Annotated in this window: 25 protein-coding genes and 1 pseudogene; 15 read left to right on the forward strand and 11 right to left on the reverse strand. The window is 72.4% G+C overall.

Annotation, left to right across the window (positions count from 1 at the left end):
- The first annotated feature begins 6 nt into the window (after positions 1 to 6).
- On the forward strand, positions 7 to 540 hold the full coding sequence (locus tag H5965_RS30075) for a QsdR family transcriptional regulator (RefSeq protein WP_310973913.1): 534 nt from the start codon (positions 7 to 9) through the stop codon (positions 538 to 540).
- On the opposite strand, the gene rsmI is transcribed toward H5965_RS30075, so the two are convergent.
- Positions 533 to 1369: a 16S rRNA (cytidine(1402)-2'-O)-methyltransferase gene (gene rsmI / locus H5965_RS30080; RefSeq protein WP_310973914.1), complete on the reverse strand. Its 837-nt coding sequence runs from the start codon at positions 1367 to 1369 to the stop codon at positions 533 to 535. The genes H5965_RS30075 and rsmI overlap by 8 nt on opposite strands.
- A gap of 67 nt (positions 1370 to 1436) precedes the next feature.
- On the opposite strand from rsmI, the gene H5965_RS30085 reads away from it, so the two are divergent.
- Positions 1437 to 3005 carry a phospholipid carrier-dependent glycosyltransferase gene (locus H5965_RS30085; protein WP_310973916.1) on the forward strand — a complete coding sequence of 523 codons (1569 nt, stop codon included), beginning with the start codon at positions 1437 to 1439 and terminating at the stop codon, positions 3003 to 3005.
- Here the strand turns inward: H5965_RS30085 and H5965_RS30090 are convergent, their stop codons facing one another.
- Positions 3006 to 3719 (reverse strand): helix-turn-helix transcriptional regulator, encoded by a 714-nt coding sequence (locus H5965_RS30090; RefSeq protein WP_310974201.1) that lies wholly within the window; start codon positions 3717 to 3719, stop codon positions 3006 to 3008.
- A 76-nt stretch (positions 3720 to 3795) separates the two neighbouring features.
- Between H5965_RS30090 and H5965_RS30095 the strand changes: the two genes are divergently transcribed.
- Entirely contained in the window at positions 3796 to 4365 is a 570-nt protein-coding gene (locus H5965_RS30095; protein WP_310973917.1) for a methyltransferase domain-containing protein, read from the forward strand.
- Here the strand turns inward: H5965_RS30095 and H5965_RS30100 are convergent.
- On the reverse strand, positions 4362 to 6134 hold the full coding sequence (locus tag H5965_RS30100) for a serine/threonine-protein kinase (protein ID WP_310973918.1): 1773 nt from the start codon (positions 6132 to 6134) through the stop codon (positions 4362 to 4364). The genes H5965_RS30095 and H5965_RS30100 overlap by 4 nt on opposite strands.
- Before the next feature lie 184 nt (positions 6135 to 6318).
- Between H5965_RS30100 and H5965_RS30105 the strand changes: the two genes are divergently transcribed.
- On the forward strand, positions 6319 to 8187 hold the full coding sequence (locus H5965_RS30105) for a propionyl-CoA synthetase (protein WP_310973920.1): 1869 nt from the start codon (positions 6319 to 6321) through the stop codon (positions 8185 to 8187).
- 65 nt (positions 8188 to 8252) lie between these two features.
- Positions 8253 to 9818: a beta-N-acetylhexosaminidase gene (locus H5965_RS30110; RefSeq protein WP_310973922.1), complete on the forward strand. Its 1566-nt coding sequence runs from the start codon at positions 8253 to 8255 to the stop codon at positions 9816 to 9818.
- A 2-nt stretch (positions 9819 to 9820) separates the two neighbouring features.
- On the opposite strand, the gene H5965_RS30115 is transcribed toward H5965_RS30110, so the two are convergent.
- From H5965_RS30115 to H5965_RS30140, 6 genes are all read right to left on the reverse strand, one after another.
- Positions 9821 to 10306: a hypothetical protein gene (locus H5965_RS30115; protein WP_310973924.1), complete on the reverse strand. Its 486-nt coding sequence runs from the start codon at positions 10304 to 10306 to the stop codon at positions 9821 to 9823.
- 16 nt (positions 10307 to 10322) lie between these two features.
- A complete protein-coding gene (locus tag H5965_RS30120) occupies positions 10323 to 13820 on the reverse strand; it encodes an ALF repeat-containing protein (RefSeq protein WP_310973926.1) in 3498 nt (1165 codons plus the stop codon).
- A gap of 120 nt (positions 13821 to 13940) precedes the next feature.
- Complete coding sequence (locus H5965_RS30125) at positions 13941 to 14423, reverse strand: hypothetical protein (protein ID WP_310973928.1); 483 nt, start codon at positions 14421 to 14423, stop codon at positions 13941 to 13943.
- Positions 14424 to 14528: 105 nt separating this feature from the next.
- A complete protein-coding gene (locus H5965_RS30130; protein WP_310973930.1) occupies positions 14529 to 15131 on the reverse strand; it encodes a TetR/AcrR family transcriptional regulator in 603 nt (200 codons plus the stop codon).
- Positions 15121 to 15804: an MOSC domain-containing protein gene (locus tag H5965_RS30135; protein ID WP_310973932.1), complete on the reverse strand. Its 684-nt coding sequence runs from the start codon at positions 15802 to 15804 to the stop codon at positions 15121 to 15123. The genes H5965_RS30130 and H5965_RS30135 overlap by 11 nt, the downstream gene beginning before the upstream one ends.
- A 508-nt stretch (positions 15805 to 16312) precedes the next feature.
- Positions 16313 to 17290: an NAD(P)H-dependent oxidoreductase gene (locus H5965_RS30140; protein WP_310973934.1), complete on the reverse strand. Its 978-nt coding sequence runs from the start codon at positions 17288 to 17290 to the stop codon at positions 16313 to 16315.
- 100 nt (positions 17291 to 17390) lie between these two features.
- Between H5965_RS30140 and sigJ the strand changes: the two genes are divergently transcribed.
- From sigJ to H5965_RS30155, 3 genes are all read left to right on the forward strand, one after another.
- Entirely contained in the window at positions 17391 to 18248 is an 858-nt protein-coding gene (gene sigJ, locus H5965_RS30145) for an RNA polymerase sigma factor SigJ (protein ID WP_310973935.1), read from the forward strand.
- Positions 18249 to 18323: 75 nt separating this feature from the next.
- Positions 18324 to 19121 carry an SGNH/GDSL hydrolase family protein gene (locus tag H5965_RS30150; protein WP_310973937.1) on the forward strand — a complete coding sequence of 266 codons (798 nt, stop codon included), beginning with the start codon at positions 18324 to 18326 and terminating at the stop codon, positions 19119 to 19121.
- Positions 19100 to 19657 (forward strand): TetR/AcrR family transcriptional regulator, encoded by a 558-nt coding sequence (locus tag H5965_RS30155; RefSeq protein WP_310973939.1) that lies wholly within the window; start codon positions 19100 to 19102, stop codon positions 19655 to 19657. Before H5965_RS30150 ends, H5965_RS30155 begins: the two co-directional genes overlap by 22 nt.
- Here H5965_RS30155 and H5965_RS30160 read toward each other — a convergent pair.
- Positions 19632 to 20150 carry a GNAT family N-acetyltransferase gene (locus H5965_RS30160; RefSeq protein ID WP_310973941.1) on the reverse strand — a complete coding sequence of 173 codons (519 nt, stop codon included), beginning with the start codon at positions 20148 to 20150 and terminating at the stop codon, positions 19632 to 19634. The genes H5965_RS30155 and H5965_RS30160 overlap by 26 nt on opposite strands.
- A 130-nt stretch (positions 20151 to 20280) precedes the next feature.
- A pseudogene (locus H5965_RS46220) lies at positions 20281 to 20430 on the reverse strand (GNAT family N-acetyltransferase); the annotation flags it as partial.
- Here H5965_RS46220 and H5965_RS30165 point away from each other — a divergent pair.
- The 7 genes from H5965_RS30165 (at position 20374) to H5965_RS30195 (ending at position 25075) form a co-directional block, all read left to right on the forward strand.
- The gene (locus H5965_RS30165) at positions 20374 to 20703 is read left to right on the forward strand and encodes a hypothetical protein (RefSeq protein WP_310973943.1); all 330 of its coding nucleotides are present in this window, start codon (positions 20374 to 20376) and stop codon (positions 20701 to 20703) included. The pseudogene H5965_RS46220 and the gene H5965_RS30165 overlap by 57 nt on opposite strands.
- A gap of 17 nt (positions 20704 to 20720) precedes the next feature.
- Complete coding sequence (locus H5965_RS30170; protein ID WP_310973945.1) at positions 20721 to 21440, forward strand: DUF2786 domain-containing protein; 720 nt, start codon at positions 20721 to 20723, stop codon at positions 21438 to 21440.
- Between the two features lie 52 nt (positions 21441 to 21492).
- Positions 21493 to 22230 carry a Long-chain-fatty-acid--CoA ligase gene (locus tag H5965_RS30175; RefSeq protein WP_310973947.1) on the forward strand — a complete coding sequence of 246 codons (738 nt, stop codon included), beginning with the start codon at positions 21493 to 21495 and terminating at the stop codon, positions 22228 to 22230.
- 55 nt (positions 22231 to 22285) lie between these two features.
- On the forward strand, positions 22286 to 22627 hold the full coding sequence (locus tag H5965_RS30180; RefSeq protein WP_310973949.1) for a winged helix-turn-helix domain-containing protein: 342 nt from the start codon (positions 22286 to 22288) through the stop codon (positions 22625 to 22627).
- The gene (locus tag H5965_RS30185) at positions 22624 to 22860 is read left to right on the forward strand and encodes a hypothetical protein (RefSeq protein WP_310973950.1); all 237 of its coding nucleotides are present in this window, start codon (positions 22624 to 22626) and stop codon (positions 22858 to 22860) included. Before H5965_RS30180 ends, H5965_RS30185 begins: the two co-directional genes overlap by 4 nt.
- 113 nt (positions 22861 to 22973) lie before the next feature.
- Complete coding sequence (locus H5965_RS30190) at positions 22974 to 23237, forward strand: hypothetical protein (RefSeq protein WP_310973951.1); 264 nt, start codon at positions 22974 to 22976, stop codon at positions 23235 to 23237.
- Entirely contained in the window at positions 23234 to 25075 is a 1842-nt protein-coding gene (locus tag H5965_RS30195; RefSeq protein WP_310973952.1) for an MMPL family transporter, read from the forward strand. The genes H5965_RS30190 and H5965_RS30195 overlap by 4 nt, the downstream gene beginning before the upstream one ends.
- Positions 25076 to 25084: the final 9 nt, after the last annotated feature.

Raw genomic sequence — 25084 nt, forward strand, 5'->3', positions numbered from 1 at the left:
TGACATATGTCTCAGGAGTTCGAGGTGGCCCGTGAGTGGTTCCTGTCCGGCCGCCGGCTGGACATGGGCGAGCTGGCTCAGGAGCTGTCGATCAGCCGCGCGACGCTGCACCGGCGAGTGGGGTCTCGCGACCTGCTGCTGGGCGAGATCCTGTGGTCGCTCTCGGAGGTCACGATCGCCCACCTGTGGCCTTCGTGCGCCGGCCGCGGCGCAGCCGGGATCGCGGACTTCGTGAGCGGGTACGTCCGGCTGGCGAACGACGCACCGCCGTTCCGCGACTTCCTGCGCCGCGAGCCGGAGCGCGCTTTGCGGCTGCTGACGACCCGCGCAAGCGTTTGCCAACGCCGGACGACGGAGAAGCTGGTCACCCTGCTGGAGGGCGAGGTCGCGGCCGGGCGGCTGGTCCCGCCGCTGCCGGTGCCGGATCTGGCTTACCTGCTGGTCCGGATCGGCGAGTCGTTCGTGTACACGGACGTGATCACCGGGGATGCCCCGGACGCGGAGAAGGCGCACGCCGCGGTGACCGCGTTGCTCACTTGACCCGCGCCGCCAGCACGGCGTCGTAGAGCTCCTTTTTGGACACCCCGGCCGCCGCGGCGACCTCCGCCGCCGCCGACTTCAGGCGCTCGCCGGACGCCACCCGGTCGGCCACCTCGCCCACCAGGTCCGCCACCGAAACCTGCCTCGGCGAGGCGCCCGACAACACGACCGTGATCTCCCCGCGCACCCCGTCCTCGGCCCACGCAGCCAGCTCCGCCAGCGTTCCCCGCTTCACCTCTTCGTACGTCTTGGTCAGCTCCCGGCACACCGCCGCGCGCCGGTCCGGCCCCAGAACCGCGGCCGCATCGGACAAAAGGGATGCCAGGCGGTGCGGGGACTCGAAGAACACCGCCGTCCGGGGCTCGTCGCGCAACGCCGTCAGCCAGCGCGTGCGCTCGCCCGGCTTGCGGGGCGCGAAGCCCTCGAAACAGAACCGGTCGCACGGCAAACCGGACAACGCCAGCGCCGTCGTCACCGCGGACGGGCCGGGCAGGCACGTCACCGGCAGATCCTCCGCCACGCACGCCGCCACCAGGCGGAAGCCCGGGTCGGACACGCTCGGCATGCCCGCGTCCGTCACCAGGACCACCGTTTCGCCCGCCTGCAACGCTTCGAGCAGCTTGGGCAGGCGCGCCGGCTCGACGTCCTCGTAGAAGCTCACCACGCGGCCGCGCGGGGTCACGCCCAGCGCCGTCGCCAGCGACCGGAACCGGCGGGTGTCCTCGGCGGCGATCACGTCCGCGTCCGCCAGGGCCGAAGCCAGGCGCGGGGAAGCGTCGCGGACGTCGCCGAGCGGGGTGGCGGCGAGGATCAGACGGCCCTGGGTCACCCGGCCAGCCTAGGCTGATCAGCGGATCCGGACGACGGACGCCCTGCCTCGCCCGTAGGATCGCCCCGTGACCGCCGTGCTGACCCGTCCCGACGACGAAAGCGTCCGGCCGGACCCGGTCGAGGCGCTCCGGCCGCCCACCGACCGCGAGCTGACCCTGCTCGGCCGAGGCATGCCGGCCGACCGGCTGCGCGGCTGGGTCGTCACCCTGGTGCTGACGCTGATCGGCGGCATCGTCCGCCTGCAGAACCTCGGCGTGCCCACCGACAAGGGCAGCCCGGTCTTCGACGAGAAGCACTACGTCCCGCAGGCGTGGCAGGTGCTGCGCAACGGCGGTTACGAGGACAACTACGGCTACGAGCTGGTCGTCCACCCGCCGCTGGCCAAGCAGCTGATCGCGATCGGCGAATGGCTGTTCGGCTACAACGGCTGGGGCTGGCGGATCATGCCCGCGCTGGCCGGCACGCTGCTGGTGCTGCTGGTCGTCCGCGTCGCCCGCCGCCTGACCCGCTCCACGCTGCTCGGCGGCATCGCCGGCATCCTGGTGATCAGCGACGGCGTGCTGCACCTGCAGTCGCGGATGGGCATGCTCGACATCTTCATCGCGCTGTTCGTCTTCGCCGCGTTCGCCTGCCTGCTGGTGGACCGCGACCAGGTGCGCGAACGGCTGGCGACGGCGGTCCGCGAGGGCTGGGTCAACGAGTCCGTCTGGGGCCCCAAGCTGGGCTTCCGCTGGTGGCGGTTCGCGACCGGGCTGATGATCGGGCTCACCTTCGGCGTCAAGTGGTCGGCGCTGTACTACATCGTCGCGTTCGGGCTGCTGTGCGTGTTCTTCGACGTCGCGGCCCGGCGCGCGGCCGGCGTCGAACGGCCCTGGCTGGGCACGATCCGCCGGGACGTGCTGCCCGCGCTGTGGGCCATCCTGATCATCCCGTTCCTGATGTACTTCGCCGCGTACTGGGCCTGGTTCGCCAGCGAGACGGCGACCGACCGGCACTACACCGAGATCAAGGACATCGCGCCGGGTTTCTGGTCGTGGGTGCCGCCGGCGCTGCGCTCGCTCGGCGACTACACGGCGAACGTCCTGCACTTCCACGAAACGCTGGTCACGCCCAAGGACAACCCGCACCCGTGGGAGTCCAAGCCGTGGACGTGGCCGATGGGCCTGCGCCCGATGCTCTACAGCTACAACGGCGAAGTCACCGGCTGCGGCGAGGCCCGCTGCATCAGCGCGACGATGCTGATCGGCACCCCGGCGATGTGGTGGCTGGCGATCCCGATGCTCGGCTGGGCGGCCTGGCGCTCGATCTTCCGCGCGGACTGGCGCTTCGCGGCGGTCCTGGTCGGTTACCTCGGCGGGTACGTCTTCTGGTTCACCAACATCGACCGCCAGATGTACTTCTTCTACGCGACCCCGCTGGCGGCGTTCCTGGTGCTGGGACTGACGTTGTGCCTGGGCCAGATCCTGGGCAGCGCGCGGCGCGGCTTCGAAAGACGGGGAACGGGTCTGCTCGTGGTGTCGCTGTACGTCGGGCTGGTGGTGGCGAACTTCGCCTGGCTGTGGCCGATCCTGAACGGCATCGCTATCACAAACGGTCAGTGGGAGGCCGAGCGCTGGCTGCCGTCCTGGCGGTAGTCAGCCCGCGAAGTAGGCGCCCGGCGTGACCCCGACGGCGCGCCGGAAGGCGGCGACGAACGCGCTGGCCGAGCTGTACCCGACCCGGTAGGCCACCGTCTCCAGCGGCGTGCCCTGGGCCAGCAGCGGCAGGGCCGCACGCAGCCGCACCTGCGTGCGCCAGGTCCCGAACGGCATCCGGCACTCCCGGACGAAGATCCGCGCGAGCGTGCGTTCCGCGGCACCGACGTCCCGGCCGAACTCGGCGAGCGTGCGGGCGTCGGCCGGGTTCGCCAGCACCGCGCGCTCGACGTCCCGCGCCCGGGCGTCTTCCGGTGACGGCACCACGATCGGCACCACATCGAGGGGTTCCAGCAGGTCGAAGGCCACGGCTTCGGCGCGCAGCCGGGCGTCGGGCGCGACGCCGTCGCCGGTCAGGTATTCGAGCAGTTCCCGCAGCAGCGGCCGGACGACGACCATCCGCGGTTCCGGCCACGACACCGGCGAGCGCGCCGGGTCGGCGTAGATGCCGCGCAGCGCCGCTCGCCCGAGAGCGCCGGTCCGGTGCCGCACGCCGGCGGGCATCCAGAGGGCCCGCGTCGGCGGGAGGACCCAGCCCGCGTCGCCTGCCTTGACCGCGACGACCCCGCGCGCCGACCAGACGAGCTGGTGCGCCGGGTGTTCGTGCCACGGGAACCAGGTCCCGGCGGGCAGGTCGAGCGCGCCGAGAAGCATGGCTTGGCTGTTTGGCGACATGGGTTGGCAGCGTATCGGCTACCGGTCACCCGCGCCCCAAAATAGCGTCGGGACCATGCCGATGAACCTCATCCACCGCAAGCTCTGCCGGTCCGCCTGGTGGGCGGACAAGATCGAGCGGCTCCTGAAGCCCTGGCTGGCCCGCCAGGACCTCGGCGACGACGTCCTCGAGCTCGGCCCCGGCTTCGGCGCGACGACGAACCTGCTGCTCGACGTGGTCCCGAAGCTGACGGTCCTGGAGATCGACCCGGCTTCCACCCAGCTCCTGCGCGAGAAGTTCGGCGACCGCGCCGACGTCCACGAGGGCAGCGGCGCCGAGATGCCCTTCGCGGAGGGCCGCTTCTCGGCGGTCGTCTGCTTCACGATGCTGCACCACGTCCCGACGACCGAGCTGCAGGACGCGATCTTCGCCGAAGCGGCCAGGGTCCTGCGGCCGGGCGGGAGGTTCTGCGGCACGGACAGCCAGCTCAGCTTCCGGTTCCGGCTGCTGCACATCGGCGACACGATGAACGTGCTCGACGCATCTACCCTGGCGCAGCGGCTGAAGAAGGCCGGGTTCGAGCAGGTCGAGGTGCAGACCCGCCCGAAGGAGACCGTGACGTTCTCGGCGGTCAAGCCCGGCTAGCGGCGGGGCAGCTGGCTCCCCGGCTGGCGCGGCACCACCCGCGTCACCGGGCCGTCCGCCGACTTGCCCGCCCGCGACAGCCAGCCCTCGACCTCGCGCCGCACCGCGTTCAGCGTCGGGCGCCGGCGCGGCTCCGGGTCGAGTGACGCCGCCAGCAGCCGCGCGTGCGCACTCCGCTGGGGCAGCCGCGACACCGGCTCCGCCCGGGCCGCCGCCATCAACGCCGCCATCGGTGTCTCGCGCGTCCCACGCGGCGGCTGGCCCGACAGCGCGTAACTGATCGTCGCCGCCAGCTGCCACGCGTCCGAGGCCGGCGACGCCGCCGAGCCCATCGCCTGCTCGGGGGCCACGAAGTCCGGCGTGCCGATCATCATGCCGGTCGCCGTCATCTTCGAGTCGCCCTGGCTGCGGGCGATGCCGAAGTCGATCAGGTGGGCCAGGCCGCTCGGGTCGAGGACGATGTTCGACGGCTTGATGTCGCGGTGCAGGACGCCCTTCTCGTGCGCCGCCGCCAGTGCGCCCGCCATCGTCGCCCACAGGCGGCCCGCCGCGACGTCGTCCAGCGGGCCCTGACCGTCGACCAGCTCGGCCAGCGGGCGGCCCTCCAGGTACTCCATCACCAGCGCCAGGCCGTCCGGCTCCTCGGCCAGGTCGTACACCTTGACGCAGTTCGGGTGGCTGACCACGGCCAGCGCGCGGGCCTCGCGCTGCATGCGCTCGGCCGTGTCGCGGTCCGGTGCGTGCGCGATCTTCAGCGCGACCGTGCGGTTCAGCTGGGTGTCCACGGCCTGCCAGACCGTGCCGAACCCGCCCGCGCCCAGCTGCTTGACGCGCCGGTAGCGGCTGCCACCGGCGTTGCGGGAGCCCGGCGGCGGCGGGATCGGGCCCGGGGCCGCGGCCAGCATGCCCCCCGGCGGGGACGGCGGCTCGGGCGCGGAGGCCAGCGCCGTCTTCGGGTACGGGCGGTTGGCCGGGGGCGGCGGTGGGGGCGGCGGGGTCGGACGCGGCTGGACCTGCGACGGCGGCGGGCGGTGCAGCTCCGGTTCGCGACGCGGCGGCGGCTCGTCCGACCGGTCCGACCGGTTGATCACCGACCACGGCGGCGGCCCGACCATCGCGACCGGGATCAGCCCCAGCACGCTGAACGGCAGGAACCCGAGCCAGAAGTGCAGCGCGGTGTTCGCCTCCATGCCGACGCTGAACACGAGCATCGCGGCGAACGGGATCCAGAAGAACCGCGACGGCCACTTCGGGCCGCGGCGGAAGGCCGTGCGGCCCTGCAACATCACGAAGAACAGCGAGCCGGCACCCAGCACGATGAACGCCAGCAGGTACACGAAGAACGGGAGGTCCTTGCCGTTCTGCGAGGACAGCACGTCGAAGACGGTCTGGCCGCCGCCCAGGTAGTCCCGCTGGTTGTCCACCCAGCAGCCGCCGGGGCCGTTCAGCGTCGACAGCTCGGTCGCCGACAGCCCGGTCTTCGCCTTGCCGTAGGCCGCCTGGAAGACGCCCGAGACGCCGATGGCCAGCAGCCACGGCAGCACCAGCGTGCTGAGCAGGCCGATCACGCCGAAGACGCCCAGTGTCGTGGCGTCGTAGCGGTTGCCGGTGCCCTTCCGGATGATCGACACGGCGACCGCGCCGATCGGCGGGAGCAGCGCGACCAGCGCACCGGCCGCACTCGTGGCCCAGACCCAGTCGCCGGGGCAGAAACCCGGGCCGAACAAGGAATGGGCTAGCGAGAGCAACGCGCTCGCGAGTCCGTTCACCGCCGGGCTCCCCTCACTGTCCGTGTTCACTTCGTGGCCGTCACGCGGCGTTTGCCCGCGGTCCAGCTTAGGACGCTCCCGGGCTCCGTGAGGTTGCCGGGTCTTTCCGCGCGGGAATCCGGCGCGCCCGCCGCTCCCGCGCCATGATGGGACCGGCGGAACGTCCGACCCGAAGGAGCCGAGCATGGGCGCGTACTCCGAAGCCTACCGGCGCAGCCTGGCCGAGCGGGACGCGTTCTGGCTGGCCGCGGCCCAGTCGATCAGCTGGACCAGAGCGCCGGAGCGGGCCTTGGACGACACCCACCCACCCTTCTACCGGTGGTTCCCGGACGCCGAGCTGAACACCTCGTACAACGCGCTGGACCGGCACATCGAGGCCGGCCGCGGCGGCCAGGCCGCGCTGATCTGGGACTCTCCCGTGACCGGACGGCAACGCACCTACACCTACGAGGAGCTGCGGGACACCGTCGCGCGGTTCGCCGGCGCGCTGCGCTCGCTGGGGGTCACTAAGGGTGACCGGGTCATCGTCTACCTGCCGATGGTGCCGGAGGCCGCGATCGCCATGCTGGCCTGCGCGCGGATCGGCGCGGTGCACTCGGTGGTCTTCGGCGGGTTCGCGCCGAAGGAGCTGGCCGCCCGGATCGAGGACGCGAAACCCAAGGTCATCCTGGCCGCGTCCTGCGGCATCGAGCCGACGCGGGTGGTCGAGTACCAGCCGATCATCGAGGCCGCCCTCGGCATGACCGAGCACCAGCCCGACCACGTCGTCATGCTGCAGCGCGAGCAGGCACCGGCCACGGCCGGCCGCCACTTCGACTGGCGCGAGCTGGCGGCGGGCGCCGACCCGGCCGACCCGGTGCCGGTCGCGGCCACCGATCCGCTCTACATCCTCTACACGTCCGGGACGACCGGGAAGCCGAAGGGCGTCGTCCGCGACACCGGCGGCCACGCCGTCGCGCTCGCCTACTCGATGGACGCCGTCTACGACGTCCACGCCGGCGACGTCTGGTGGACCGCGTCCGACGTCGGCTGGGTCGTCGGGCACTCCTACATCGTCTACGCGCCGCTGCTCGTCGGAGCGACGACGGTGATGTACGAGGGCAAGCCCGTCGGCACGCCGGACGCGGGCGCGTTCTGGCGGGTCATCGCCGAGCACGGCGTCCAGGCCCTGTTCACCGCGCCGACCGCGCTGCGGGCCGTCAAGAAGGTCGACCCGGACGCCCGCGAGCTGGCGAAGTACGAGCTGAAGCAGTTCCGGACGCTGTTCCTGGCCGGCGAGCGGCTCGACCCGGAGACCTACCACTGGGCCCACGAGAAGCTCGGCGTCCCGGTGGTCGACCACTGGTGGCAGACCGAGACCGGCTGGCCGATCGCGGCGAACCCGCGCGGCCTGGAGCCGATGGACGTCAAGGCCGGGTCCGCGACCAAGCCGGTCCCCGGCTGGGACGTCCGGATCCTCGACCAAGCCGGCGAGGAGCTGCCGCCCGGGCGCGAAGGCGCCATCACGGTCAAGCTGCCGCTGCCGCCGGGGTCGTTGCCGACGCTCTGGGGCGACGACGAGCGCTACCGCGAGGCCTACCTCTCCCGCTACGAAGGCCACTACCTGACCGGCGACTCCGGTTACTTCGACGAAGACGGCTACCTGTTCGTCATGGGCCGCACCGACGACGTCATCAACGTCGCCGGGCACCGGCTGTCCACCGGGTCGATGGAGGCCGTGCTGGCCGCCCACCCGGCGGTCGCCGAGTGCGCCGTGATCGGCGTGGCCGACCAGCTCAAGGGCCAGCTCCCGCGCGGGTTCGTGGTGCTCAAGGCGGGCGCGGGCATCGCGCCGGAAAAGCTGCGCGAGGAACTGGTGGCGATGGTCCGCCGGGACATCGGCCCGGTCGCCGCCTTCCGTGACGTGTCCATTGTGGACGCGCTGCCGAAGACGCGGTCGGGGAAGATCCTGCGCAAGACCATGCGCGCGATCGCCGACGGCCGCGACGAGGCCGTGCCCTCGACGATCGAGGACCCGAGCGTCCTGGAGGCCATCCGGGCCGCCCTTCGTTAAGAGCTGTTCCAAATGCCCCGGCTGGTCTGTACCTTTGCAGGGAGTCCCCGACCGGAGGTGCTTCGATGCGCTTGTCCAGAGCCGTCCTGACCGCGGCCGTCGTGAGTCTCACGGCCGCCGGCCTGCCCGCTTCCGCCACGGCCGCCCCGGCCGCACCCGAACGCGGCGTGACCGACGTCGTCCCGGCGCCCGTCTCGGCGAAGGCCGATCCGCGCGGCGACTTCCGGCTCACGCCGCTCACCGTCATCACCGCCGACCGCGGGGCCGGCCAGGTCGCGGACTACCTGCGCGGCCTGCTCCGCCCGGCCACCGGCTACCCGCTGCCGGTCGTGCCGCACGCCGCCGGTCTGCCCGCGATCTCACTGAAGTTGAGTCACGACCCGCGGATCGGCACCGAGGGTTACCGGCTGAAGGTCGCGCGAGACGGCGTCACGCTGACCGCCAACACCGCCGACGGGCTCTTCGAAGGCGTGCAGTCGCTGCGGCAGCTGCTGCCGTCGGCGATCGAGGCCACCCGCGTGCAGCACCGGACGTGGACCGTCGCCGGCGGCACGATCCTCGACTACCCGCGCTTCGCCGAGCGCGGCGCGATGCTCGACGTCGCCCGGCACTTCTTCAAGCCGGACCAGGTGAAGCGCTACATCGACCAGATCGCCCAGTACAAGGTCAACACGCTGCACCTGCACCTGGCCGACGACCAGGGCTGGCGGATCGAGATCAAGAGCTGGCCGAAGCTGGCCACGGTCGGCGGCAAGACCGCGGTCGACGGCGACCCGGGCGGCTACTACACGCAGAAGCAGTACAAGGACATCGTCGCCTACGCGGCTTCGCGGCACATCACGGTGATCCCGGAGATCGACATGCCGGGCCACACGAACGCGGCGCAGTCGACGTACGCGGAGCTCAACTGCGACGGCAAAGCCGTTCCGGTCCGCACGGACACCGAGGTCGGCTACAGCTCGCTGTGCATCTCCTCGCCGATCACGTACAAGTTCGTCGAGGACGTCGTGCGCGAGCTGGCGGCCCTCACGCCCGGGGAGTACCTGCACATCGGCGGCGACGAAGCCCACTCGACACCGCCCGCGGACTACCTGACCTTCGAGCGGAAGGTCCAGCCGATCGTCGCCAAGTACGGCAAGAAGGTCACCGGCTGGCACGAGATCGCCAAGTCGGCCCCGCCGGCGTCGGCGGTCCCGCAGTACTGGGACTTCGGCGGCGACAACCCGGACGTCGCGGCGGCCGCGGCGCGCGGCAACAAGATCCTGATGTCGCCGGCGAACTACGCGTACCTCGACATGAAGTACAACCCGCAGACGCCGCTCGGCCAGGACTGGGCCGCGCTGATCGAGGTTCGCGACGGCTACAACTGGGACCCGGCCTCGCTGGTCACCGGCGTCGGCGAGAGCCAGATCGCGGGTGTCGAAGCGCCGCTGTGGACCGAGACGATCCGGACCAGCGACGACATCGAGTACATGGCGTTCCCGCGGCTGCCGGGGATCGCGGAGATCGGCTGGTCCCCGCGGAGCACCCACAACTGGGACGCCTACCGGGTGCGGCTGGCGAAGCAGAGCCCGCGCTGGGTGGCGCAGGGCATCGACTTCTACCGGAGCCCGCAGGTCGACTGGAAGTGACCTCAGCCCAGGGTCCGGCTGCGGAGGTAGACGACTTCGCGGCCGGGCCCCGGCTTGACGAGCACCCAGAAGGTCGACCACCGGTCCGGCGCGTGGAAGCCGAAGTAGAGGTCGTACCGCACGCCCGCGTCGAGCACCCACCCGAACTGCCGCATCTCCGCCGGGTCGAACGGGGGGTTCTGCGGCCCGATCTCGTCCTGCGGCTTCGCCGGATCGACGCCGTACTGCCGCAGATAACCGTCCACACAGGACTTGGGCGCGGTGAAGGTGACCGCCAGCCGGTCGGTGAGCGGCGGCTGGACGTCGAACCGGAAGCCCTCCACCGGGCACGACGGGAGCGAGATCCGGTACCGCGCCGCGGCATCTTCCCAGCTCACCCCGCTTTCACTGCCCGGGTAGGCCCGCGGGTCGGGCTCCTTGCCGCAGCCGGCCAGAACGGCGGCCGCGGCAAGGAGCCCGAGAACGGCCGTCAGCGGCCGTGCACGCATCGCACTCCTCGCGGATTCATCGGTGCCCCGCAATGTCGAGCTTCTGGTTCGTGCTGCCCTGCACGGTGAAGTCCTGCGCGAGGCCGACGGTGGGCATCTGGGCCAGGTCCTTCACATTGTAGTCAACGCCGTGCACGGTGATCGGCGGCTTGTCGGGGTCGAAGTTGTAGGCCTTCTTCAGGTCCACGCGGTAGCCACCGGTCAGCTGCACCGTCCCGTCGCCGGTCACCTTGGCGGTGAGGTCGCCGGTGAGCCGGTACTCGAACGAGTGCAACGCGAAGATGTGGTCGGACACCTGCGTGAACTGCGAGCCGAGCCAGTTCGTGTCCAGCTTCAGCGCGCACGTGAAGCCGACCGGCCCGGTGCACTTGGCCGCGGCCTGCTTGGCGTAGGCCGCCAGCCGGGTGTTCAGTTCGCCCTGCCACTGCGGATCGCTGTAGAAATTGGCCATCTGATCGGCGCTGAGGACGTAGTCCTTGCCGCTCGCCTTCGCCCAGTGGTCGAACAGCGCGCAGGTGATCGGCCGGTTGTTGCAGACGAACAGCGCGGCCGCGCCCTGTTCCATGGTCAGCATGTTGATGTAGTCCTGCAGCCCGACCCGCTCCCAGGGCGTCGGCTCGTGGTAGGCCGGGTGGCCCGCCTGGTCGTCGCTGTAGGGGTGCCCGTCGGGATCGGTCATGTCCGGCCGGCTGCCGCCGCCGGCTTCGGCGATCTCGCGCAGGTAGAGGTCGATCGTCCGCTGGAAGGCGTCGGCCGCGGCCTGCACGGCCTGGTCGCGGCTGAGGTTGGCGTCCGCGGCCGACTTGGCCGCGTCGGCCGCCGCCGTCCGCGCGTCGGCCGCCGAGGCCGCCGCGTCCGAAGCGGACGCCTGGGCCTTGTTCGCGGACTGCTGCGCCTGCTGGGCCGCCTGGTGGGCGGCGGCCTCGGCCTGCTTGGCCTGGTTCGCCGACTGCACCGCCGCGTCCGCCGACGCCTTGGCGTCCTGCGCCGACGCCGCGGCCTGCGCGGCGTAGGTCTTGGCCAGCTCGGCGGAGTCCTTGGCCTGCTGCGCGTAGCGGGCCGCGTCGTCGGCCGCGCCCCGCGCCACCGCGGCGGCCTTGGCCGCCTCGGCCGCGTTCTGGCGGGCCAGCGCCGCCGAGCGGGCGGCGTCGGCGACGTACCCGGCGACCTCGGCCCGGTGGGTGGCGGTCAGCGCGTCCCGCTGCCGCGCCCGGTACAGCCCGGACTCCAGGAACGTCCGGACGACGCCCGCCGGCCCGGCCAGCGCGGCCCGCGCCGAGGCGCGCACCTCCGGCCCGCCGGTCGAGACGGCCTGCGTGGCCAGCACCCGGTCGTCGGCCTCGCGGGCGGTGTACTGCCCGGTGCGCAGGAACGCCCGGACGTCGTCCGCGGTCCCGTCGAGGGCGCGCCGGCCGGCGGCCTGCACGCCGGGTCCGCCCGCCGCGATGATCTGGGTGGCGAGCACCCGGTCGTCGGTTTCGCTGCCCGGGTACCGGCGGTTGCGCAGGAAGTCCTGCACCTGCGCGTCGGTGCCGACCATCGCGGTCCGCGCGGTCGTCGCCTCGGCCGGGTGGGCGGTGGACGCCGCGATGGCCGCGACGCTGGCCCGGTCGTCCTTGCGCTCGGTGGCCGGCTGGACGGTGGTGACGAACGCCTTGACGTCGAAGTCGTCCCCGACCAGCGCCGTTTCCGCGGCGGAGCGGGTGAACGGGCCGCCGAGCTTGAGCAGGCCCGCCGCGGCCTTACGACCGTTGCGCGTCACCACGGCCGCGTCGGCGCCCGGCGTGCGCGCTTCGGTGAGCAGGCGCTGGGTTTCGGCGTCGAGCTTGGCTTCTTCGCCGGCGGTCCAGGTGGCGTCCGCCTGGGCGTCCGCTTCGGCGTCCTTGGCCGCTTCGGCTTCGGCCGTCTCCTGGGCTTCCTGCTGGGCCAGCCGCTCTTCGTCGGCCTTGCGCGCGGTCGCGGCGACGGTCGCGGCGGTGTCGGACGCGGTCTTCGCATCGTTCGCGGCGGTGTCCGCTTCCCGCGCGGCGGCTTCGGCTCGTTCGGCCGCGTGGGCGGCTTCGCCGGCGTGGGCCGCGGCTTCCTCGGCGGCGGTGGCCGCCGCATCGGCGTGCGCGGCGGCCGAATCCGCGGCCGCGGCGGCCTGGTTGGCCGCCCCCACCGCCTCGTTCGCCAGCGCGGTGGCGGCGTTCGCCGCGCGGGTCGCCTCGGCGGCCTGTCGCTTCGCCTGCTGGGCCGCGCGCCGCGCCCGGTCGGCCTGCGCGCCGGCCTGCTCGGCGAACCCACCGGCGGCGTTCGCGGCGTCGCCGGCCGCGGTGGCGTGCTGCCCGGCCGCCGCGGCCGCTGTGGCGGCATCGGCCGCGGCGAAGGCCGCGGTCACCGCACCACGGGCGGCATCGGCGGCCCGGCGGGCGTTCCACGAGACCTGACGGGCGTCGACCGCGGCCTGCCGCGCCCGGTCCGCCTGGCCGGCGTCGGTGGCGGCCGCGGCCGCCGCGTTGCGCGCGTTCGTCGCGGCCTGCCCGGCCTGCACGGCCGCGGTGGCGGCCTGGGACGCCGCGCTCGCCGCGATCCGCGCCGATTCGGTGGCCGCGGAGGCCGCCCGGATCGCCGTCTTGGCCGCGTCGGCGGCTCGCCGGGCCGCGTCCGCCGCCCGGCCGGCCGCGGCGGCCGCGGTCAGGGAGTCGTTGCGGGCCGCCTCGGTCTCCTGGGCCGCCCGCTGCGCCGCCTGCTTGGCCAGCTCCGCGGCCTGCACGGCCTGGGCGGCGGCCTCCTTCGCGGCCTCCGTCTGGGCCGCGGCCCGCGTCTGCGCGTCCGCGGCGAGGTCCGCGAGCTGCGACACGGTCAGGGTTTCGTGGTCCTGCGCGACCGCGACCGGGTAGCCGGCGGTGAGGAAGCGCGAGATGTCTTCGTCGGTGCCGTCCAGCGCGATCTGCGCGGCCCGCTTGACCTGCGGACCACCCGCCGCCATCAGCTGGGTGACCCGCACGCGGTCGTCGCCGGCCTGGGCCCGCGCCCGGCCGGAGCTGAGGAATTCCCGCTGCTGCTCCGGGGTCCCGGCCAGCGCCGTCTGGGCGGCCCGCTTGACGCCGGGGCCGCCCGCGGCCAGTGCCTGGGTGACCTGCACGCGCAGGTCGTCGAGGCTCGGCTGCTGCCACCCGGTGTCGAGGAACGCCTGCATCTGCGGGACGGTGCCGCCGGCCGCGGTCTGCAGGGCGCGCCGCAGGCCCGGGCCCGCCCGCGAGACGAGCTGCGAGATGCGCACCCGCAGGTCCTGCTCGGCGGCGACGGCCAGCCCGGCGGTCAGGAAGGCGTGCACGTCGGCGTCGGAGCCGCAGAGGGCTCGCTCGGCGGCGGTCTTGACGCCGGGTCCGCCGGTCTTGAGCTGTTCGAGGGCCTGCGCCCGCTCGCTCGGCGGCGCCGGTTCGGCGGCGGCCGCGGGCAGCGCGGTGACTCCGGACAGGAAACCCACGGCGGCCAGCACGGCGGCCACGGGTCTGCGGAAGGATTTCATGTCTCGTCTCTCCCCTTTTTGGGCACGACGAAATCGCGGAACCCGGCCACGCGGAAAATCAGCGCGACCGGACCGCGCGAATGGACGGAATACCGGTCAGCGGAACACGACCGGAGCGGCTCAGGACCGGCCGGAGCGCAATTCGACGAGCGGGGTGAAACCGTTCTGCGGGTCGGCACCCTCGCCGACCGGCGTGTAGGTGTTCTTGACCACGTCGGTGGGCGTCGCGGTGCCCTTGATCACCACGGTGGCCTTGAGCTCGTGGGCGTCGCCGGTGATCGCGAAGACGTCGGGGACGTCCATGGTCAGGTAGCCGGATTCGCCGGTGATGCGGAAGCAGAAGTAGGAGCGCTCGGCGATCCGGCTCCACACCTTGACGAGCGGGCCGCTCGCGGTGCAGTCGGTGAACAGGATGTGCCCGTCACCCTTGAGCAGCCGGATGTGGTACTGCGCGTAGATCGCGTCGGCGCCGGGGTAGTCGTACTCCTCGACGATCGGCGGCGGGACGTCGTCCGCGGCGGCGATTCCGGGAACGAACGGCAGAACGGCAGCGGAAAGAGCACCCGCGACGAGCGGGCGCGCGAACTTCTTCACAGTTTTCATCCCCCTGAAAAAAGGCGGCTTTCGCCGCCTCGAATCCCCGATCCGAAGCCGATCTTACGGAGACCACACCGGGGAAGTCAACGGGCGAACCCGGCGCACCGTTCGCTAACGCCCGGCGGCTTCGAGCCGCGCCCGGATCGCCCGCCGGGCCAGCTCGTAGGGGCGGGTCCCGCCGCCGAGGACGGCGTCGGCGTTGGCCGCGCGGCCCAGCGCGTGGAGCTCGAAGGCCAGCACCTCGGCGTCCGCCTCGACGTGCCCGAGCGCGACCGCCTCCGCCGCGGTTTCCCGCAGGAAAGCGGCGAACGAGCCGCCCGCCGCCGCGACCGCGTCGTGCACTCGGCCCGGGCGCGCGTCGAACTCCGCGCCGACGTTGAAGAAGAAGCAGCCGCCCGGGAAGACGCGCTGTTCGGAGTAGGCCAGCCACTTCTCGCACACCGCGCGCAGCCGCGGCAGCCCGGGCGCCACCGCCCGGGCCGGTGTCACGACGTGCGAACGGAAGATCCGCAGCGCCGCGTCGATCGTCGCGAGCTGCAGCTCCTCCTTGGAGCCGAAGAGCGCGAACACCCCGCTCTTGCTCAGCTCCAGTTCGGTGGCCAGCCGGCCGAGGGAGAGCCCCTCGAGACCGTCGACCGAAGCGACGTCGACGGCCCGGCGCAGCACCAGCCGCCGGGTCGCGTCGCCGCGGGCGACCCGGCCGTCACCCGGCACGCCGCGCCCGCCAGCGGTCCACAGTGGACTGGACGCCGCCGCGGTAGGACGCCGAGAGCGCGGGCGCGGCCAGCACGCGGTCGGCGAGGTCCAGCGCCGCCCCGACCTTGTCCTCCGGCAGCTGCCCGTAGTTGGCGAAGGAGACGAGGTACACCTCGGTGATCGTCGGCCCGTCCGCGCGCTCGACGAGCTCGACCGGCCCGGACGTCGGCACCGTGCCGGGCCGCAGGACGCGCAGGTACCAGCCGCTGCGCCCGCTGTCGATCATCAGCGGCGTGACGTCCTTGCGCCCGGTCTTCATGGCCAGCTTGAAGCACGGCTGCCGCGGCTGCGAGACCTGGACCAGCGCGTCACCCCAGGCCCAGACGTCCCCGATCCGGACGTCGTCCTCGGTGACGCCGGACAGCGAAACGTTCTCGCCGAAGCCGCCCGGCTCGGCGTCGAGACCGTCGGCCGCCCACGCCGGGTAGTGCTCGGCCGGGTAGACGTAGACCGCTTTGTCGACCCCGCCGTGCACGGTGAGGTCGGCCTGGCGGTCGCCGTCGAGGTTCAGCTCGGTCAGGTGCAGCTCCGGGGCGGTGACCCGCGCCTTCGTGATCGCGCTCAGCACCGGCCGCTCCCGCCGGTACCCCAGGACGCTCGGTTCCCCCACAAACACGCCGTCGACGTTCATGAGAGGAAGGTAGCACGATCGTTCGTTTATTTTTCTGGCTCCGCCGGCCGGCTTGTCCGCGGGTTAAGCGAACCGGCGGCCGGCAACGGAAGCCGGCCAACGACGTCACCAGGCCTCCCCCGCCCCTCATCCCAGCTTTCTCTTCAGCCGGCGGAGGGGCGGGGGCGGTCGGACCCGCTCTGCCGCGGCAGAGCACCTCGCCGAAGCCTCCCCAGAAACTCCCTAAGCCGAAGTGCCACATCACGGTGACATTTGGCCCTAGGGCGACCGAACGGCCCTTACAGCTTGCCACCTGCCAGCCCGCCAACTGATCTTTTCTGCCGCCGCAGAAAAGATCAAAGCTGTCCTCGCCGGACGGGCAGGCTCCGGGATGACCTCCGGGAGCGCTGCCGTCTCACCTTCTGGAGTTGGGCCACTGGGTGGTCATCCCGTCGCCTGATTGAGGCCTATCACGGCCTCAGGCGACGGGATGACCGCCCAGCTCCTTTCTTGGGTGTTGTTCGGGCCGTCACGGCTCGAGGTCGGTCCGGCCCTGGCCGGTCGCCATGTCGAGCGGCACCGATGCCTGGTCGTGGACGATCACCCAGTCGTCGCCCGTCTTCCGGAAGACGAAGGTCGCCCGGACCCACATGCCGTCCGTCACCACCCCGTTCTTCAGTGTTCCGCTGACCCGGCCGAAGCCGTGTCCGACAGCGAGGTTGCCGCTCGTCGTGATGGTCAGGTCTCGCAGCTCGTAATCCACCTTTTCGAAGACCGTGAACACCCGGGCCCAGTTCTCCAGCTTCGCGTCGGTCCCGACGTGCTGCAGCGGCGGTTCGACGTCGAAGGACACGACGTCCGGGGCGTAGACCCGGCGCAGGGCTTCGAGGTCCTTGTTCCGCAGCCCGTCGATGATCGCGTCGAGCCTGCTCCGGATCGCCGCTTCCGCGTCGCCGCCCCGCAGCGGCGCCAGCGCGGTGCTCCAGGCGACGACGTGGTCGAGCAGCGTGTCCAGTGCGGCGAGCTGGTGGTCGCCCGGCTTGAAGACAGCGTGGTTCTCGAACTCGGTCGCCAGGGGCAGCGTCACCTGCGGGGCCACGTCGGCCAGCTGGAGTGCGCCGCAGACGAGCCGCAGCTGCTCGACCGACCGGGCGCCGCCGACCCCGCCGTACGAGACGAAGCCGGCCGCCTTGTTGTTCCACTCCACGTAGACGTGGTCCAGGGCGTTCTTGAGCACTCCGGGCACGGAGTGGTTGTACTCCGGCGTCACGAAGACGAACCCGTCGCACGACGCGACGACCGCAGCGAACGCCTGGGTGCGCTCGTCCTGGTACTGCCCCGAGAAGCCCGGCGGCTCTTCGAGGTGGGGCAGCGGGTGGTCGCGCAGGTCGATCACGGCGAACTCCGCGTCGCTCCGGCGCGCGGCGCGCTCGTGCACCCACCGGGCGACCTGGTCCCCCACGCGGCCGGAGCGGGTGCTGCCCAGCACGATTCCGATCTTGGTCATCGTCTTCTCCCCTGTTCGGTTGCCTTCGAGCGGTACGACGAAGCAGCCGCCGGGAACGTCAGGCCCTGACGTTCCGGCAGGCTGTGTCGTCGGAGGAGTCATGACAACGTCACCGGAACCGGTCGTCGCCGAACGACGTCACCTGGTCAACCTCGCCTATCGGCTGCTCGGCTCGCTGACCGAAGCCGAGGACGCCGTCCAGGAGACCTACGCCCGCTGGTACGCCCTGTCGCCGGCGCAGCAGGAGGCGATCTCCTCGCCCGGCGCCTGGCTGACGACGGTGGCCGGCCGCATCTGCCTGGACGTCCTCGGCTCGGCGCGGGTCCGGCGCGAGCGGTATGTCGGCGAGTGGCTGCCGGAACCGCTGCCCGACCAGCCCGATCCGGCCGACCGGATCACCTTGGACGAGTCGGTGAGCATGGCTTTCCTGGTGGCGCTCGAAGCGATGACGCCGGCCCAGCGGGTGGCCCTCGTCCTGCACGACGTCTTCGGGTACTCGTTCGCCGAGGTCGCCGAGACCACCGGCCGGACACCGGCGGCGTGCCGCGAACTCGCCTCCGCGGCCCGCCGCCGGATCCGCGCCGACCGGCCCGCCGTCTCGGTCGGCCGCCAAGCCGGTCTGGTACGGGACTTCAAGGAGGCCTGGGCCGCCGGCGACATCGGCACCCTCGTCGGGCTCCTCGACCCGGACGCCACCCTGACCGCGGACGGCGGCGGCCGGGTCCGCGCCGCGATCGCCCCGATCGAAGGTGGCGAACTCGTCGCCCGGTACGTGGCGGAGCTGGCCTCCTCCGGCGAGCTGACGCTCGAGGAGCGCATGGTCAACGGCCGCCCGGGCCTGGTGCTCAGCCGCGGCGACGAGCTGGCGGCCGTCTACTCCTTCGCCGTCAAGGACGGCCGGATCACCCGCATCTGGGCGATGCGGAACCCGGAGAAGCTGGGTCCCTGGCTGGGGTGAACGCCGAGTAGACACCGTCTACACAAGTTTGATAGACAGTGTCCACAAGGTGAACCACGGGTTACGGAGATCGGGATGAGCTACCACCGTTTCGTCGTCGTCGGCGACAGCTGCGCCGAAGGCCTCGACGACCCGTACCCGGACCAGCGGCACTACCGCGGCTGGGCCGACTTCGTCGCCGCCCGGCTGGCCGAGGACGAGCCCCGCTTCCGGTACGCCAACCTCGCCGTCCGCGGGCGCCGGCTCGACCAGATCGTGCCCGAGCAGCTCCCGGCCGCCCGGCGCCTCGAACCCGACCTGGTCGCCCTCTTCGGCGGCGGCAACGACGTCATGAGCCGGGGCTGGGACGCGCGCACGGTCGCCCGGCGGGTCGACGCCGCCGTCCGGGCCTGCACCGACATCTCGCCCGTCGTCGTCACCTTCACGCTCAGCGACGTCTCCCGCCGGATGCCGCTGGGCAGCCGGATGCGGCCGCGGATCATCGCGCTCAACGACGCCATCCGCGAAGCCGCCGTCAGCTACGGGGCCCAGCTCATCGACCTGTGGCCCGACCAGGCCGTCACCGATTCGCGCTACTTCGGCGCCGACCGGCTGCACCTGTCCGCCCACGGGCACCGACGGCTCGCCGCGTACGTCCTCGCGCGGCTCGGCCTCGATCACGATCCCGCCTGGCTCGCGCCCCTGCCCGGCAGCGCCGCGCCCGGCAGCCGGCGCGCCGACCTGCAGTGGCTGCTCCGGGAGGTGCTGCCGGTCGCCGTCACGCGCACGCGCAACCGGCTGATCGGCCGCCAGCCCGGCGACGGCTTCTTCCCGAAGCGCCCCGACCTGCTCCCGATGACCCTGGACGAGGCATGGGCACGCGGCAACGCCTGATCACGACGGCGTCGGAGCTGCTCGCCGACGAAGGCGTCGGCGCGGTCACCCTGCGCGGGATCGCCAAGGCGGCCGGGGTTTCCCACGGCGCACCCCTGCGGCACTTCTCGGGCCGCGCCGAGCTGCTGTCCGCCGTCGCGACCCGCGGGTACGCCGAGCTGCTCGCCCGCCGGGAGACGCTGCCGGACACCTCCCCGCGGGAGCGGCTCACCGCGGCTTGCCACAGCTACCTCGACTTCGCGCTGACCAACCCGGCGATGTTCGAGCTGATGTTTCGCCGCGACCTGATCGACCCGGACGACCCGGCACTCTCGGCCGCGGCGAGCGCGGTGTTCGACACCTTCGCCGTGCTGGTGGCGGCGGTACCGACCCGGGTCGCGCGGTCCGGTGCCGACCTGCGGCTGGTCGCCGCGTCGCTGTGGGCCGCGCTGCACGGCCTCGCCCAGCTGTGGCTGTGGGGCGGCCTGGCCGGGGCGAGTTTCGCGCCGTCGCCGGAAGCGGCGCTGGCCGTCACGCTCGACGCGTACCTCGGCTGAGGAGCGCGTCGAGGTCCTGCTGAACGGCGATCACGGCCGGCAGCGAGCTGAAGCCGAGTTCGCGGTTGACCCGGATCATGTGCGCGTTCTCCACCCCGGTGGTGGTGCTGATCCGCCGCAGCCCGGGGCGCTCGGCGAGCAGCCACCGGATCATGTGCGCCTTGACGCACCGCCCCAGGCCGTGCCCGCGGTGCCGGGGGAGCACCGCGGTGTCCCGCTGGTAGCCCCAGTCCGGCCGGCGCGGGTGCACGCACACTTCGGTGAACCCGGCGACGTCCCCGGTTTCCTCGTGGACCGCGGCGACGATCCGTTGTTCGAGGCCCTGCGACCGAGCTTCGGCTTCGGCCGCGCGCACCCGCTCCGCCGTCCACGCCGGCCACTGGTAACCCGAGTCCCCGAGCGGGGCGTCGTGGATCGCCGCCCGTGCGCCGGCATAGGAATCGAGCAGATCGCCCGGGGCCGCACCCGCCCACCGCACCACCCGGTATCCCACCGGGACGGTCACCTCCCAGCGCGCCCGCTCGCCCTTCGGCGAAGACCAGGGCCTGCCGCACGATCGTCCGCACCGGCCGGAAGCCGAGCGCCTCGGCCCACGGCTCCCCGGCGGACCCCGCGGCAACCTGCCACCCTTCGACGCTCCGGCGGTCCCGCGCGCGCAGTTCCGGCAGCACTGCGTGCAGCAACGCGGTGCCGATCCCCGAGCGCCGCGCGGCCGGGTGCACGACGACGTCGATCAGCCCGATTCCGCTGTTTTCGGCCTCGAGGAAGTGCACCTCGGCGAACGCGACGAGCTCGTTGCCGCGGTACGCCACCCACTGGGCGGCTTCCCCCATCCCCGGCAGCGGCCTCGTCAGCCGTCCGGCCAGCTCACCGAGCGGCAGCACGGGTTCACCGGGCCGGTCGGTTTCCCGGCTCGCCGCGAGCACGGCGTGGTAAGCCGAGAATTCCGCCTCGGCGGCCGACAGCGGGGCGAAGCGTTCGATCGTCACCATCCCCCCAGTGTCCAGGCCGACACGCCGACCCGGTCCCCGCACCCGAACACCTGATCGAATACCCTCTCGGCATGACCGAGTCAGACCCGCAGCTCGAGCGCATCCGCAAGCTGCTGGCCAAGGCCGAAGACCCGGCGGTCACCGAGGCGGAAGCCGAGGCGTACAACCAGAAGGCCGCCGAACTCGTCGCGCGGTACGGCATCGACCAGGCGATGCTCGCCGCGTCCGGGGCCGGCAGCGACGAGATCGGCACGCTGAAGATCCCGATGAACGACCCGTACAGCCGCGACAAGGCGAGCCTGCTGACCTCGGTCGCGTACCCGCTGCGCTGCCGGACGCTCCTGCATCGCCTCGGCCAGAAGGTCGAGAGCGTCACGGTGTTCGGCTTCCGCTCCGACCTCGGCCGGGTGGAGCTGCTGTTCACCAGCCTCCTGCTGCAGGCGAGCACGCAGCTGACGCGCGTCCGGCCGGACGGCTTCTTCCCCGGCGAATCCCTGGCCGCGTACCGGCGCACCTGGCTGCACGGCTTCGCACGCGCGGTCCACGAACGGCTTTCCCACGCCGAACAGGAGGCCGTCCGCACCGCGGTGCCGGGCGAGCGGTCGGCGGAACTGGTGGTCCGCGACCGCGCGCAGATGGTCCAGCACGCGTTCGACTCCGAGTACGGCGACCTGCGCGCCGCCTCGCCCCGGCGGCTCTCCGGCAGCGGTTACCTCGACGGCCACGACGCCGGCACCCGGGCCAACCTCGACCCGGCCGCGCTGACCCGGCGCCGCAAAGCCCTGCGCTGAGTCGCCCGGTTGCCGCTATCGCGGCGGTGATCGCTTCCGCTTGTATGGGCGCATGCGCGTTGTCGATCTTGCCGGCCGCCCCGACCTCCTCGACGCCGCACTGGCCCTCGGCGACGTCGGCGGCCAGTTCATCTACCAGGGCGTGAGCGGCCGGATGATCACCGGCGAGCGCTTCCTGCGCCACTGGGCGCGGTACTTCCTGATCGCCCTGGACGACGCCGGCACGCCGATGGCCCGCGCCCTGTCGGTCCCGCTGGCCTACCCGGCCCCGGACCGCACCGAGCTCCCGGACCGCGGCTGGGACCAGGCGATCGAGTGGGCGGCCCACGACATCATCGACGGCCGCGCGCCGAACGCGTTGTGCGCACTGGAAGTCGTGATCGCCCCGCACCTGCGCGGCACGGGCCTGTCGGCCCCGATGCTGAAGGCGCTGAAGGCCCGGGCGGCGGAAACGGGCCTGCGCAAGCTGATCGTCTCGGTCCGTCCGATCGGCAAGGAGGCCGAGCCGGCGGTCCCGATGCCGGAGTACGCGGCCCGCCGCCGCCCGGACGGCCTCCTGGCCGACCGCTGGCTGCGCACCCACGAGCGTCTCGGCGCACGGGTGGTGAAGGTGTGCCCGTTCGCGGTGACCCTCTCGGGATCCTTGTCCGACTGGCACGACTGGACGGGCGTCAAGCTCCAGGAAGGCGAGAACTTCATCCCGGGCGGCATCGCCCCGGTCCACGCCTCGACCGCCTACGACATGGCGACCTACGTCGAGCCGAACGTGTGGATGGAACACCCGATGTGATCTCGGGGATCACCCCGATGGCCAGGCCGCCGACCACCTGCTAACTTTTGTTGGCATGTGGACGACGGGTGACGAGCTCCTGCGGCAGCTGGGCGCCCTCGGCAACCCGCACCGGCTGCGGATCGTCGCGGCCCTGCACGCCGAACGCACCTACGTCAGCAAGCTGGCCCGCGAGCTGCGGATCAGCCGCGCGCTGCTGCAGGTCCACCTGCGCAAGCTCGAAGCCGCCGGCCTGGTCACCGCCAGCTTCGAGGCCGGCGAGGACGGCAAGACGCTGCGGTTCTACGAGCTGACCCCGTTCTCCGTCGTGCTGACGCCGGAGGCGATCGCGGCCGCCGCGCCGACGCTCACCACACCGGATTCCGTCCACGGGGACGGCGAGGAGGGACGGACATGAACTGGCACCAGTGGCAGGAGATCATCGGCGTCACCGGGGTGTTCGCCCTGCTGTCGATCGCGATCGTGCAGCTGGCCTCGACCTGGCGCGCCAAGGCGAAGCTGGCGCGGGAGCACGAATACCGGGCGCTGGCCGAGAAAGCCGTCCGGACGCAGGAAGAGACCGAACGGCAGCTCAAGGACGTCCAGGACCGGCTGCGCTCCATCGAACGCGTGCTCAAGGAGGTCGACTGAAGTGAGGCCCTGGGCCACCGAGCGGCAACTCGGCGGCCCAGGAAGAAGAAGCAATCACCTCGCCCGAGGGCGAGCTCTCATCGGATCACTCCTTCACGGAAGGACCTTAGTTCATGCTGCCCGCAAAAACGCCGGTGGTCGAGACCGTGACGAACTGGTCGTTGCGGCACCGCGCCGCCGCGATCCTCGGCTGGCTGGCGCTCGTCGCGCTGGCCTGGGCCGTCGGCACGTTCGTCCCCGGCACCGACGCGCGGTCGAGCCCGGCCGGCGACGCCGGCACCGGCCAGGCCGTCCTCGACCGCCAGGCCACCCGCGAACCCTTCTGGGAGAACGTCCTCGTCCAGCCCGGTCCCCCGAGGCCACGGCCGACCTCGTGACCACCTTGACGACGTCGGGCGCGGCCGCGGACATCCGCTCCGAAGTCTCCGCCGACCACCGGTCGGAACTGGTCACCTTCCGGATCACCGGCAGCGGCCCCGAAATCCGGGCCAATCTGGCCACGGCGACGGCAGCCGTCGACACCGTCGCGACCCGGCACAGCGGCGTCCGGCTGGCCCAGGCCGGCGACCTCAGCGTGCCCGGCGCGGTCGACAAGAGCATCAAGGAGGACATCGGCCGGTCGGAGGCCCGCTCGCTCCCGATCACCGTGCTCATCCTGCTGCTCGTGTTCGGCTCACTGGTCGCGGCCGCGATCCCGGTCCTGCTGGCGGCCACCGCGGTGGCCGCCACCTTCGGCTTTCTGTCCGTTGTGGACAATGCGATCCCGGTCAACAGCGCGACTTCCGCGATCACCTTGCTCATCGGCATGGCGGTCGGGGTCGACTATTCGCTGTTCTTCCTGCGCCGGGTCCGGGAGGACCGCGAACACGGCACCGACGAGTCCATCCGGATCGCGGCCCGGACGTCGGGGCACGTGATCGTCGTGTCCGGGCTGACCGTCGTGCTGTGCGTGACCGGCCTGCTGTTCACCGGCCTCGACAACCTCCGGGGCCTGACCGTCGGCACGGTCCTGGTCGTCGGCCTGGCCGTGCTGGCCGCGGTGACGGTGCTGCCCGCGACGCTTTCCCTGCTCGGTTCCCGCGTCGACCGCGGCCGCATCCCGTGGCTGGGCCGCCGCCGCCTGCGCTCCCGGTTCTGGGCCGGCGTGGCCGACGTGGTCACCCGGCGGCCCGCGGTCTGGAGCGGGCTGGCCACCGCCCTGCTCGTGCTGCTCACCATGCCCGCGCTGGGCATGCGGCTGCAGGACCCGGCACCGACCGAAAGCCTGCCGCGCAGCATCCCGGTGATCGACGCCGCCGTGCGCGTCCAGGAAGCGTTTCCCGGGGTCACCATGCCCGCGCACGTCGTCCTCTGGAACACCCGTGGCGGCCCGGTCGACACCCCCGCGCTGCGTCAGGCGATCGGCGAACTCACCGCGGAGGTCCCGCGCCCGGCCGTCGTCGTGCCGGTGGATGATGCACTCGTCGTCCGGATCCCGCTCGGCGGCACCGGCAACGACGAAGCGGCGAGCCGCACGCTCACGACGTTGCGGGAAACCCTGCTGCCGCGGACGGTCGGGCGGATCGACGGGGTCGGGTACGCGGTGGCGGGCCGGACCGCCGAAGCACACGACTTCACCGAGCAGGCGATCGCCCGGGCGCCGTACACCTTCGGGTTCATCCTGCTGCTCGCCTTCGTGCTGCTGCTCGTGGTGTTCCGGTCGGTCGCGGTGCCGGTGGTGTCGATCCTGCTCAACCTGCTGTCGGCCGGCGCGGCCTACGGCGTGCTCACCCTCGTGTTCCAGGACGGGTTTCTCGCGCCGCTGCTGGGTTTCACGCCCTACGGCGGGGTGCTCGGCTGGCTGCCGTTGTTCCTCTTCGTGCTGCTGTTCGGCCTGAGCACCGACTACCACGTGTTCATCCTGAGCCGGATCCGCGAGCGACGGCTGTCCGGCGCGCCGGTCCGGCAGGCGATCGTCGAAGGCACCGCGCGCAGTTCCGGCGTGGTGACGAGCGCCGCGCTGATCATGACCGGGGTGTTCAGCGTCTTCCTCAGCCTCGCCGCGATCGAGTACAAGATGCTCGGCCTCGGCATGGCGGTCGCGATCCTGCTCGACGCGACGATCGTCCGGGGTGTCCTGCTGCCCGCCGCGCTGGCCCTGTTCGGCGACCGGCTCTGGCGCCGGGAGGAATTAGCACCCCTTAAAGATCCGTCCAGAACTCTTCACTTGTCCTGACGGGTCCGC

The organism is Amycolatopsis sp. 505 (assembly GCF_031625235.1).
Classification (GTDB): Bacteria; Actinomycetota; Actinomycetes; order Mycobacteriales; family Pseudonocardiaceae; genus Amycolatopsis.